This is a genomic window from Patiriisocius sp. Uisw_047, from assembly GCF_047730165.1.
Taxonomy (GTDB): domain Bacteria; phylum Bacteroidota; class Bacteroidia; order Flavobacteriales; family Flavobacteriaceae; genus Patiriisocius.
This window is the reverse complement of record NZ_CP159834.1, coordinates 1,393,529-1,406,230: the sequence shown is the minus strand read 5'-3', so window position 1 is coordinate 1,406,230 and position 12,702 is coordinate 1,393,529. Positions and strand designations below refer to the sequence as shown.

Annotated in this window: 8 protein-coding genes and 1 pseudogene; 2 read left to right on the top strand and 7 right to left on the bottom strand. The window is 38.0% G+C overall.

Going from position 1 to position 12,702, the window contains the following annotated elements; all coding sequences use genetic code 11:
• Positions 1–86 precede the first annotated feature (86 nt).
• From gldN to ABXT71_RS06225, 7 genes and pseudogenes are all read right to left on the bottom strand, one after another.
• Entirely contained in the window at positions 87–992 is a 906-nt protein-coding gene (gldN, locus tag ABXT71_RS06255) for a gliding motility protein GldN (RefSeq protein WP_415372985.1), read from the bottom strand.
• A gap of 17 nt (positions 993–1,009) precedes the next feature.
• On the bottom strand, positions 1,010–2,581 hold the full coding sequence (gldM, locus tag ABXT71_RS06250; RefSeq protein WP_415372984.1) for a gliding motility protein GldM: 1,572 nt from the start codon (positions 2,579–2,581) through the stop codon (positions 1,010–1,012).
• 38 nt (positions 2,582–2,619) lie between these two features.
• Entirely contained in the window at positions 2,620–3,264 is a 645-nt protein-coding gene (gldL, locus tag ABXT71_RS06245; protein ID WP_415372983.1) for a gliding motility protein GldL, read from the bottom strand.
• Between the two features lie 69 nt (positions 3,265–3,333).
• Positions 3,334–4,707, bottom strand: a complete 1,374-nt coding sequence (gene gldK, locus ABXT71_RS06240; RefSeq protein ID WP_415372982.1) for a gliding motility lipoprotein GldK — start codon at positions 4,705–4,707, stop codon at positions 3,334–3,336.
• A gap of 113 nt (positions 4,708–4,820) precedes the next feature.
• Complete coding sequence (locus tag ABXT71_RS06235) at positions 4,821–5,984, bottom strand: formimidoylglutamase (protein WP_415372981.1); 1,164 nt, start codon at positions 5,982–5,984, stop codon at positions 4,821–4,823.
• Between the two features lie 242 nt (positions 5,985–6,226).
• Positions 6,227–8,763: pseudogene (gene topA, locus ABXT71_RS06230) on the bottom strand (type I DNA topoisomerase).
• Positions 8,764–8,999: 236 nt separating this feature from the next.
• Positions 9,000–9,746, bottom strand: coding sequence for a hypothetical protein (locus ABXT71_RS06225; protein WP_415372980.1), 747 nt, complete (start codon positions 9,744–9,746; stop codon positions 9,000–9,002).
• A 139-nt stretch (positions 9,747–9,885) separates the two neighbouring features.
• On the opposite strand from ABXT71_RS06225, the gene miaB reads away from it, so the two are divergent.
• Together miaB and ABXT71_RS06215 are read left to right on the top strand one after the other, a co-directional pair.
• Positions 9,886–11,319 (top strand): tRNA (N6-isopentenyl adenosine(37)-C2)-methylthiotransferase MiaB, encoded by a 1,434-nt coding sequence (gene miaB / locus ABXT71_RS06220; protein ID WP_415372979.1) that lies wholly within the window; start codon positions 9,886–9,888, stop codon positions 11,317–11,319.
• Positions 11,320–11,422: 103 nt separating this feature from the next.
• Positions 11,423–12,697 (top strand): sigma-54 interaction domain-containing protein, encoded by a 1,275-nt coding sequence (locus ABXT71_RS06215; RefSeq protein WP_415372978.1) that lies wholly within the window; start codon positions 11,423–11,425, stop codon positions 12,695–12,697.
• Positions 12,698–12,702 lie beyond the last annotated feature (5 nt).

Here is a 12,702-nt window from a genome sequence, read left to right as displayed (position 1 = left end):
TTTTTAACGGGTTTGAACCCTTCATATTTCAGCATAAAAAAAGCCCCCTAAATATAGGAGGCTTTATATAATATACTAGAATATTATTAGTAGTTCCAGAGGTCAATCTCGATATTACGTATTTGTTCACGTATACGGTCTGACTCTAAGAGTTGCATTAATGAGTTATCAACGATATATTCATTTACTTCTCTATCGCCTTGAACGTTATCTTCTTTGTAAACCAAGCCGCTAAAGCGTCTTGAGTTTAAGAGATGATCGTAAGATATAGGTTGTGATGTGTTTCTACGGTTGAAAGCTTTTGCATTATGCAACGTCTCACGAGCTGATGGAAAAAATACCCAAAAAAGCTCCACTGTATCTTCAGATCCACCTCCACCTTCGAGAGATTTAGATCGTGCTTCACCTGCTACTGGACAAAGCCCTAACAAACGATACTTTAGCTCTCCTTGACGCTTGTCTAGGTACCAAAGACCTCTCATTTTCCATCCTTCGATATCTGCAGCATCTAGCGTAAATTCACGCACAAACTGAGGATCTAAGGCTTCACCTGCGTTAATCTGATCGTAACCACCATCTAGGGTATCACGATATACTAACGAAGCATCTAGATCACTTAGTGTTCTCTTTTCTGTAAAATAAGAATCTGCATATACTTCCGTGATTTCACCGCTTTTCATAGCGCCTACTAGCACATCGTATAATGACCTTCTTTCACTACCTATGTTATTTGTATCTATAGGGTAGTACAAAGGAAAGTTTACACGTTCATCAAGATCAACAAACTCCCAGGTAGTTTTTGACCACAGCACATCACGTTCATCAACGTAACCGTATGGAAGCGGCTCATCGTTATCATACTCGATTTGAGCTGCTGTCTTTTTACCTATTTCGTCTGGCGTTTTTGCGTTTAATATATTGATCTGCGCTACAGATGTAGCAGCAGCAAATAAAGCAATCGCACCAGTTAAAACAACATTTTTAATATTCATAGTGTAGTTTTTTAATTCTAGTTTGTCAATTCAATACAGATAGGAGATATCTTTCTAAGTCTATACCCTGAGTTACCAGCGATCTTAGCTTGAATATCAAATATTTGCACTGTTTCGCCACGTTTAGCTCTTTTTAACGAACCTTTTGCTGCAGCATCTAATTTTCTACCATTTACTCGCACTGTAGGTTGTCCAGAAACTTTAAAGCTGAAACCAGAAACGTTTAAGTTAAGGTCAAAATCAAAATCAAGTAGTTGTGCACCAATAGAAGAAATCTCTAAACCTTGGCGTTGCATTTTTACACAACCTCCATCACCATCTTCACTACGAATGGTTCCAGTAGGTCTTGGGATATCCTTAATACGAAACGTAGCTTTATCGTTTACAGATCCACCACCCGGTAGTTTACCAGTAACACTAATCGTTACTTCACGTCCAGTACCAGGATTCATTGTATAGGAAGATCCAGATTTTTTAGACAAACCAGGAGCCGAAGCATTAATATTTTTACCTTCAATACCAGCAAATGTAATGGTCATAGGGTTTGATACTCCTCTATACACTACATTCATCTTATCTGCGGCTATCGTAGCAGAATTTGGCTTACTGATTGTTGTAAATTTCTTTTCAACCTTAACTGGCACATCTTTACCATCTTGAGGATAAAAGAGTGTTCCTTTAATCGTGTGTTCACCTACACCACCTGCACCCACTTTAAGCGCTAGTTTTCCACCTACAAAAGAATACTGAGATTCTGTAAGCTTTCTACCATCTAAAGTTAATTCTACTTTTGATGGTTTTGTTGATTCATCAACACGTCCTAAAGAAAGCATACCGTCAAAAGTATCACTTGTATAGTAAGCTCCCTTAGTCGTTGTCATTACAGTTTCATAGTTTTCTTCAATAGAAGCTAATTGCTGTAAGTTTCCTGAAAGCAAATTAGACAATAACTCATTTTCTAAGGTCTTAACATCGTTTTGAGTCTGAGTCATCTTGGTGATTGATGAAATCATAGGGAATCCAATAAAGTTATAGGCAATAAAACCCTGTGTAGTGGCTGAAGGTCCTTCCCCTACTTTGATATCTGCAGTGCTAAAATCAGTATTGACCTGAGCCGCTAGTGCAGGATTATCAGTACCCATCAATGCAATCATACCATTTCTGTACGTATCCATTTGTGTAAGATACTGTTGTCCAGCCTCTGTCAAATCTCCACCTTCATAATAGGTTTGGTCTAGTAAACTAGACGTATCCATTGTTTCATAATCATTAGCATCATCTACACTTGCTGTTAACAAACCTTTCTGAGCTTCTAAATACGCAACATAATCATTGGATAGCTTGTTAGCCTGTCTTGCCGTAGCCGCCGCTTTCTTTGAATCTTCATTCTCATTCTCTTTAGCCGTTAAAGTTGCCAAAGCCTTCGAGTTTTTAGTTTCATAGTTTGTATTTGCTCTGTCCAATTTTTCATTAATTGATCCAAAAGCTGATAATACTTCTTTTGACATGTTTAATGCCAACATCGCGATGAAAACCAGATACATCAGGTTTATCATCTTTTGTCTTGCGGATAGTTGTCCTCCTGCCATTTTAAATTTCTTTTAAAATTAATATTTGAAAAACTATCTTATTTCGTGTTCATTGCTGACAACATACCACCGTATACTCCATTTAAAGAAGAAAGGTTTGTTGTTAGGTGCTCCATTTGAGATTTAAGTTGCTCAGCATTTTCTGCTACGCGTTCATGAACTTCAGCTTGACGGCTCGTAGACTCTACCTGTACTTTATAAAGACTATTTAAAGACTCCATTTGAGCAGCAGCCATTGCCATCTCTTCGCTATATTTTTTAGTAGAACTCATTGCTTCTGCAGTTGGCGCCATACCTTTAGCAACTCCCTCAAAAGACTTAATACTTGTAGAAAGGCTATTCATTAGCTCGCTATCAATACGCGCATCTTTTAACATTTCATCTAATTTTTTAGATAATATACCTTGAGCATCTTCTTGCTTTCCATTTTTACCCATGGTTTGACCACCTGCTAATTCTGGATAAACTAACGACCAGTCTAAATCTTCATCTATAGGTTCGAATGCAGAAATCGCAAAAATAATTGCCTCTGTTACAAGACCAACAGTAAGTAATGTGTTTCCATCAAAAGGGAAACCAAAATCCCAGTGAAGGATTTTAAATAATGCACCAATGATTACAATTGATGCTCCAAGCCCATAGGCCATGTTAAAAAGTCTTTTAGTTGATTTAGACTGTGCCATAATAAATAAGTTTTAGTTTAAGTTTAGTTTATAGTTTAATAAAAATTGGGGGTTATTAAATATTGAGGATTATCTCGCGTCGCCAAATTGTTCATTTAGCGTCACGTCTGTTCCTAAGTAATCTTGTACCGTTCTAAAACCGATATAGCTACGTGCAGAATCTGCATACTCATAGTCACGTGTGCTTACTTGTAGGAAGTAGGCAACGTCTTTCCAAGAACCACCACGCACTACTTTACGAGCATTGTCGTCGTCGTTCACACTTGGGTTCATAGAAGAAGAATATTCATAAGATGCGGCATCATAAGATGAGTTCACCCATTCAGACACATTACCTGCCATATTGAAAAGGTTATACTCATTAGGCTCATAGGCGTTTGCCTCTACAGTATATAAGGCTTGATCAGCTGCATAATCACCACGCAAAGGCTTAAAGTTTGCCAAGAAACAACCACGGTCATTTTTAGCATACGGGCCACCCCAAGGGAATGTTGCAGATTCTAGACCGCCACGGGCAGCATATTCCCATTCTGCTTCGCTAGGAAGACGGAAGGAGTTTACAAAATTGTTTCCTTTAGATTTCTGGAATGAATTCTTATATAAAGTTCTCCAAGCACAGAATGCCTTTGCTTGCTTATAGTTGATCCCTACAACCGGATAATCTCCATATGCTTCGTGCCAGAAGTAATCGTTATGCATTGGCTCATTATAAGAATAGTTAAAATCTTTAATCCATACCGTAGTATCTGGATAGATCATTAATTCTTCTTTCTTAATAAAGTCTTTTCTTCTTTTGTCTTGGCTTTTTGCTGCAGACTGTATATCCATATGGGTATACTGAAACTTTAATTTAGTTACATCTATAGTACGCTGCCCATTATAAGCTTCGTCAAGCGGGATGTACATACTGTCCATCACCTCAACATAATATTCATCTGGATACTCTTGAGTTTCCCAAATAATATCAATGTTACGATTAATGCGTCTTCCGGCATAAAAATCATCACCTAAACCGTAGTAGTTGTCTTCCATGTATTGATCATACGCAGATTTTTCATCGTCTTGATTGTCTTGGAAAGCAAAATCACCAATACCCCCGTCACCAGGAGTGGCTCCTACTTCGTCAGCAAGGACAGCCAGTTTTAAACGTACAGTTGAATCACGTACCCATTCTACAAACTGACGGTACTCAGCATTTGTAATTTCTGTTTCGTCCATATAGAAAGAACGCACAGTAACCGTTTTTGTAGGGGCATCGTTTACGGCAACGAAATCATCGTCTGCCTTTCCCATAAGGAAAGAACCACCAGGAACTAGAGTCATTCCAAAGGGTTTTTCGGGGAACCATTTTTTACCTTTTGCTCCTATCAATTCTCCTCTATCACTAGAGTTACAACTGAACAAAAAGGTAGCGATCGCAGCTAATGCAATAAACTTCTTCATAGATATTTAGGTTAAATTCGAGATTTTAAGGAGGTAAACCTATTTAAAAATTGTGTAATACACAACTTAAAAGTTATAAAATCCTTAATTAAATTTTGATTACAGTTGACTATTTAAACTTCATTCTTCCTGCGGGCCTTATACCACCGTTCGGGGATTTCCTGCTGGATTGCACCTAAATATTCGCCATGGGTGCAAGGTAATAACGTATGCCTTTTTAATTTATTATTGACTTTAGAAATAAAAGGCAACTCTATCCACCAACGCCCTGTTTTACTGCTCTTCTTAAATGTTAAAATTTCATCATCTATAGGTACTTTGTACGTCGTAAAGCAGTTTTCATCGTTAAAGTCATCATCTTTCACTCGAAAACTAACCCCTTCAATAAAGTACCAAATTACCTGCGCAATTAGCATCGAACCACTTTTACTTTCTGTACCTCCATTTAGCTCATAAATACCAAAAGATTTTACTTTATTGCTTATTCCAGCATATCTAGACACCGCACAAATCTCTCTTCCGTCAAATCCATTAGGACTTTCGTCCCCAGAAATTGATAAAAAAGCACCTTTTAAAGCAGTAGCATCTAGCGTAACAATATCTGCATCCCTTAAAATAGGCTCTACTGCTGTAATATCTGCCACGACATCACCGAGTCTATATGCATCAAAGTACAACTTCTCCATGAGCATAATCTCCTGTGGTGGATTGTAGTAGGACTGATATCCTAAAGCGCTGTAGTTAAAAAGGTTGAAGGGTTCATCTACGATAATTTTACCCACGTAGGATTTATTATTTATGGGCTGATCTGCATCTCCTAGGTCAAAACGGCTGTCAACGTTCACAAAGTTGACCATTTTCCCCAAGTTATCATAAGCTCTATATTGACTGTAGGCCATATCTTGGCTTCCTCCTAAAATAATTGGGATTACATTTTTAAGCAATAATTCTTCGGTTACTTGCTTAACTGCAAAGAGCGTGTCTTCTATAGAATCTCCTTTATCTATATCACCTAAATCAATGATTTTTCCAGACCAATTACCTGGGTATAAAGAATAAAGCGCTTTTCTGAAATTTTCAAAATTCACCTCAGCGCCCATATAATTAACATCGTTCCGGTTTTCACGGATTCCGAAAATAGCGAATTTTGCTTCTAAGACGACTGGCAAGATACCAGCCTCCATATGAAGATCTATCTGTTTCCCCAAAGTCCCAACAGGCAACACTTCACGATGCGCAATTACAGATTTTGAAACGGGACTTAAGTATTCTTTCAAAGGCTTTTTATGATAAGTGAGTATTTGATATCGGGATATTAATATGCGTTATCAGTTGTGTGACATCAAGTAACATAAGCGTTTTTCCTCCATCATTTCCTACTTCCTGTCTCTTGATTCATTAAAAAAGTCAACCCAAGTAAAATTCCAGCTTCACTTTTAATTTTTTTTTCTACTGATAATTTCTGAACCTCCATAAGCTTTGGAACAGAATAACAAGATCACGCCGCCACTGCAACTGTTTACTTCTTCTTAGTCGCCGCTTTCTTCTTGGCTGGAGCTTTCTTTTTAGCCGGAGCTTTCTTTTTAGCTGCAGTTTTTTTCTTCTTCGGTGCGTTTTTCTCTAGAATGCCTTGCGCTTCTTCAAGTGTCATTTTTTCAGCTTCTGTAGTTTTTGGCAACTCGACTTTCGTTTTCCCTTTGAGCAGGTTATACCTTCCCCATCTGGCTTTCTCTAATCGTATTCCTTCTTCCTCCCAGTTATGGATCACCTTATCAATTTCTTTTTGCTTTTTATGTTCAATAAGCTCAATAACATCTGCTTCGCTTAAATTATCATGGTCATATTTCTTATTGACATTGATAAACATATTGTTCCATTTAATGAATGGTCCAAAACGACCTTTTCCTTTCTGTACAGGCAGGTCTTCATACATATAAATAGGAGCATCCGCTTTTTTCTTTTCTTCAATAAGCTCTTTTGCCATCGCCATATCTACATCTAAAGGATCTTGCCCTTTAGGAAGAGACACAAACATTTTTCCCAAACGCACATAAGGTCCAAAACGTCCGTTACTCACCTCTACTTCTTCTCCATCATAAACCCCTAGTGTTTTTGGCAACTTAAATAAATCCATCACTTCTTCAAAAGTGACCAAGTGTAGCTGCTGATCTGGACGTAAACTTGCAAATTTCTTCTCCTCATCATCTGCAGCGCCTATTTGTGCCATTGGACCAAAACGCCCTAATCGAACTAAAACAGGTTTTCCAGTTTCTGGGTCATCCCCTAAAATACGCTCACCACTTTCTCTATCTGCATTTTCTTTTACATCTTCTACAGTAGGATGAAACTTATCATAGAAGTCTTTCATCATCGTCTTCCACTTCAAATTTCCGTCTGCAATATCATCAAAATTTTGTTCCACTTTTGCGGTGAAATTAAAATCCAATACATTAGAAAAATGCTCCACCAAAAAGTCGTTTACAATCAACCCAATATCTGTTGGGACCAATTTTCCTTTGTCCGACCCTACTGTTTCGGTTAGTTGTATATCTGTAACAGATTCAGCTTCTTGTGTCATCTGTAAATAAGAACGCTCTACCCCTTCTATCGTTCCCTTTTCAACATAGTTTCTGTTGATAATAGTAGATATTGTTGGCGCATACGTAGACGGACGTCCAATACCTAGTTCTTCCAATTGCTTTACTAAAGATGCTTCTGTAAAACGGTACGCTGGTCTTGAAAAACGCTCTGTAGCGGTAATATAATTTTTATTTAGGTCGTCGCCTTCATTAAGATTTGGCAACATTCCTTCTTGTTCTTCTTCTTCAAAATCAGTCCCCTCAAGGTACACTTTTAAGAAACCATCAAACTTGATCATCTCTCCGTTAGAAGTAAACTGCTCTTTTAATGTATTTGCGCCGTGAATTCCAATTTTCACATTGGTACGCTCCAATTGCGCATCACTCATTTGCGAAGCTAGGGTTCGTTTCCAAATCAGATCATACAAACGTGCTTGATCATTTTCCACATTTACGCTGTGCTTAGACATATCTGTCGGTCTAATCGCTTCGTGAGCTTCTTGTGCTCCTTTAGCCTTTCCTTTATAGTCACGTGGATTGCTATATTCTTTTCCGTAAGATTTTGAGATTTCTGCAGCGGCTGCTTTTTAGCATCTTTAGATAGATTTACACTATCTGTTCTCATATAAGTAATTAGACCAGCCTCATACAGGCGCTGAGCAATCGTCATGGTTTTTCCTACTGAGAAATATAATTTTCTGGCCGCTTCTTGCTGCATCGTCGAAGTCGTAAATGGTGCAGCTGGAGATTTTTTAGCGGGTTTTTTAGCAAGACTAGCTACATCATAAGATGCGCCTATATTTTTTTCTAGAAAGGCTCTCGCCTCTTTCTCGGTAGTAAAGTTCTTGGCAAGTTTTGCTTTAAACTTACTTCCGTCCACAGATAAAAACTCTGCATCTATTCTATAAGAGCCTACCGCAGTAAAACCTTCAATCTCACGTTCGCGCTCTACTATCAATCGCACTGCGACAGATTGCACACGTCCGGCAGACAATCCACCTTTTACTTTTCTCCATAAAACAGGAGACAGCTCATACCCCACTAATCTATCTAATACACGTCTCGCTTGCTGAGCATCTACCAGATTATAATCTATTTTTCTAGGGTTTTCAATGGCTTTTAGTATCGCCGTCTTCGTAATCTCGTGAAAAACAATTCGTTTTGTATTCTCGTCTTTCAGGTCTAATTCTTCTGCTAAGTGCCACGCAATTGCTTCTCCTTCTCGATCCTCATCACTAGCCAGCCAAACCATATCAGCCTTCTTTGCTTCCTTCTTTAAATCTGCTACCAGCTTCTTCTTATCACTGGAAACTATATATTTAGGAGAAAAATCACCCTCGACATCTACACCTAACTCCTTGGAGGGTAGATCTGCTATATGCCCAAAACTGGACGCTACCTTATAATCTTTTCCGAGAAATTTTTCAATGGTTTTTGCCTTTGCAGGGGACTCAACAATCACTAAATTTTTTGCCATAATGTGTAAAATTGGGATACAAAAGTATGCGAAATTTTTTTATACCTTAATAAATATCTCAAATTTAGCAAGAGATTAGCCAAACACTCCCTTTTTTAAACTTCGGAAATTTTCAGCCTCGAAGCCCGTGTTCGCTGATTAAAAAAGTTGCTTCTGCGTTAAGAAAGCAGTTATAAAAAATTATTTATTTTTCAATAAACACTATTTCCGAAGCACTTATGCTGTCCCTGTTTCTATTAATCTGTATCAAACCCAATCGTTTCTTTATATACGTAATAGTAAACGATGTAGCTAAAAAACGCTGTTGTGATAATACCTATATAACAAGCGACAAATCCTAAGGATGCCATTAGTCCGCTCACGATAAATAATCCAAATAGGACACCCCAGTATTTATTACCTAATTTAAAGCTAGCCTTCACCATATCAGCCACGCTTAATTCTGGATTGAATATAAAAATTGGGGTAATCAAGGTAAGGGGCACCATCACGTAAAAAACAGGAAGAAAACACGCTATTGTAGCTAAGAGCGTGATCCCCGTAGTCGCGAGAGATAAAACAATTATCTTCCCGAAATGCTCTTTTGCAATTGTAAAATAGCCGCCTATATCATCGTTGTTCCCTAAATCTTTATTTTTCAGAAATTTTAAAAAATGGCCAAAAATAGAAACACTTAAAACCTGCATAACAAATGACATTACTAAGATTACGAGCACCCAAACAATAAGGAAGGGCGGAGCCATATCTTCAAAAACATTTGCTTGATTATAAGAATCCCCCATGTTCTGCATCATACTGATATACTCTGGAAGGATGGGCAGGTAGACAATAAGCATAAATGGAATCACAATCGCGATGCTTATTAACATATGTAAGATACCTTCAGAAATTACCTTTTTATACATATCAAAACTCTTAGATATGATATCTCCAAAATCTGGGTTTGAAGATTGCGCTATTTTTTTGAAAATTTTGTGTTCCATTGAATTGGATATTTTAGTTTATCTATTAGTTAGTTGTAAATATAATAAAATGTTATCTGCCACTTTGTCAGAATTTATTCTTTATACCTATCTTTGCACGCTAGTTGAACAGTCACAGATAACGCTTGAGATTACCGCTATGGAAAAAACAATCGATGAAAAAGTACAAGGCAATGCCCTAGAACTAGCTCCTAAGCAGAAAAACACACGTAAACTCTTTATTGAGAGTTACGGTTGTGCTATGAACTTTAGCGATAGCGAAATCGTAGCATCCATACTTAGCGAACAAGGTTTTAATACGACCCAAATACTGGAAGAAGCAGATCTTGTTCTAGTAAACACCTGTTCCATAAGAGACAAGGCAGAACAAACGGTACGCAAGCGTCTCGAAAAATATAACGCTGTAAAACGCGATATCAACCCAAAAATGAAAGTGGGTGTTCTAGGCTGCATGGCAGAACGCTTGAAAGAAAAATTCTTGGATGAAGAAAAAATTGTAGATATGGTCGTTGGACCAGACGCCTACAAAGACCTCCCTAATCTTTTAGCTGAAGTTGAAGCTGGCAATGATGCGGTTAACGTAGTGCTATCTAAAGACGAAACCTATGGAGACATTTCTCCTGTACGTTTAAACACAAATGGTATAAACGCTCTTGTAAGTATTACTAGAGGCTGTGATAATATGTGCACCTTTTGCGTGGTTCCTTTTACAAGAGGGCGCGAACGTAGCCGTGACCCAAAGAGTATTCTTAAAGAAATAAATGATCTTGCCACTAACGGGTATAAAGAAGTAACACTGCTAGGGCAAAATGTAGATAGTTATTTATGGTATGGCGGCGGACTCAAAAAAGATTTCAAATCTGCTTCCGAAATGGAAAAAGCTACTGCTACTTCCTTTTCACAATTACTAGAACTTGTTGCCACGGCACAACCGGAAATGAGAATTCGCTTTTCTACCTCAAATCCGCAGGATATGACCGAAGACGTTTTTCATGTAATGGCAAAGCACAAGAACATTTGCAAGCACGTGCACTTACCCGTGCAAAGTGGAAGCAATCGCATTTTAAAAGAAATGAACCGCCAGCACAGCGTAGAAGAATATCTAACACTGGTCAACAGAATGTGGGAAATTATTCCGGAAGCAAGTATTTCACAAGATATGATTATAGGTTTTCCTTCAGAAACAGAAGAAGATCATCAAGATACCTTAGCTTTAATGGAGCAAGTGAAATTTGCTTTTGGTTATATGTATAAGTATTCTGAAAGACCAGGAACAATGGCGGCTCGCAAATTTGAAGATGACATCCCAGAAGTAACCAAGAAAAGAAGATTATCTGAAGTGGTAGATCAGCAAAGAAAGAATGGAGCGTACAGAACACAACAATTTATAGGCAAAATAACTGAAATACTCGTAGAAAAAGAATCAAAGAAAAACCCAGACCAATGGAGTGGTCGTAATGAACAAAGCATCGTAGCAGTATTCCCAAAAGGAGATTACAAACCAGGTGACTTTGTACAGGTAAAGATAAACAGTTGCACCAGTGCAACGTTAATAGGAGAGGCCGTTTCCTAGACCCCGCTAGGAAGCCAGTACATATTTAGAATTTAGTGTAGTTCCACAATGGAAAAGCACCGCTAACTTAAAGCTTAGATTCCCGCTAATACGGGAAATACATATGGAAAGTATACAAGCAACAAAACAACGATTTGGTATTATTGGGAATGACCCTAAGCTCAATCGTGCCGTAGAAAAAGCAATCCAAGTAGCGCCAACAGACATCTCTGTATTGGTGACAGGAGAAAGCGGTGTGGGTAAAGAAAGTATTCCTAAAATCATACATGCTTTATCACATAGGAAGCACCATAAATATATTGCGGTAAACTGTGGAGCAATTCCAGAAGGGACGATAGATAGTGAGCTTTTTGGTCACGAAAAAGGAGCATTTACGGGAGCTACTTCTACTCGTAATGGTTATTTTGAGGTAGCAGATGGTGGTACCATTTTTCTTGATGAAGTAGGAGAATTGCCCTTGCCTACTCAAGTGCGTTTATTACGTGTGTTGGAGAATGGCGAATTTTTAAAAGTGGGCTCGTCCAGCCTTCAAAAAACCAACGTACGCATTGTTGCGGCCACAAACGTGAAGATTGTAGAGGCAATAGAAAAAGGGAAATTTAGAGAAGACCTTTATTATAGACTGAGCACGGTAGACATTAATTTACCCCCACTAAGAGAACGAAGTGAAGACATTCATTTGTTATTTAGAAAATTTGCCTCAGACTTTGCTCAGAAATACAAGATGCCAACTGTTAGATTAGAAGAGCAAGCCATTAGCTTATTACTTCAATATAGATGGAGTGGAAACATAAGACAATTGCGTAATGTGGCAGAACAGATTTCTGTACTAGAAACAGAAAGAAGTATTGACTATAAAACACTCAAGCACTACTTGCCAAACATGGGCAGTAATTTACCAGCAGTCATTGGTTCAAAGAAATCTCAAAGTGATTTTAGTAACGAGCGAGAGATTCTTTACAAAGTTATGTTTGACATGCAACGGGATGTGAACGATCTTAAAAAGCTTACGATGGAGTTAATGAACTCTACTAATTCTTCGGAAGTAAAAGAAGAAAACTCTACTTTGATTAATAAAATATACTCCAAGGAGCACGACCACGAAGAACAATTAGCTGCGATTGTGGAAGACGATTATTCTGATGACAACTCAGATGTGGAGGTACTTAATATTTCAGAAACACCAGAACAGAAATCCAGCAAGTATGATTTTGCCGAAGAGATTGAAGAAGAAGAAAATTTATCCTTGCACGAGAAGGAGCTTGAACTCATTAAAAAATCGCTCGAAAAATATAAAGGAAAGCGAAAAGACGCCGCAGATGAACTTGGGATAAGTGAACGCACACTTTATAGAAAGATTAAACAATATAATTTGTAATTTAG

Bases quoted from the DNA above. Each gene is read 5' to 3' on its own strand.
- gldN (WP_415372985.1), bottom strand. From the start codon at position 992: ATGAATATTAAAAATGTTGTTTTAACTGGTGCGATTGCTTTATTTGCT.
- gldM (WP_415372984.1), bottom strand. From the start codon at position 2,581: ATGGCAGGAGGACAACTATCCGCAAGACAAAAGATGATAAACCTGATG.
- gldL (WP_415372983.1), bottom strand. From the start codon at position 3,264: ATGGCACAGTCTAAATCAACTAAAAGACTTTTTAACATGGCCTATGGG.
- gldK (WP_415372982.1), bottom strand. From the start codon at position 4,707: ATGAAGAAGTTTATTGCATTAGCTGCGATCGCTACCTTTTTGTTCAGT.
- ABXT71_RS06225 (WP_415372980.1), bottom strand. From the start codon at position 9,746: ATGGAACACAAAATTTTCAAAAAAATAGCGCAATCTTCAAACCCAGAT.
- miaB (WP_415372979.1), top strand. From the start codon at position 9,886: ATGGAAAAAACAATCGATGAAAAAGTACAAGGCAATGCCCTAGAACTA.
- ABXT71_RS06215 (WP_415372978.1), top strand. From the start codon at position 11,423: ATGGAAAGTATACAAGCAACAAAACAACGATTTGGTATTATTGGGAAT.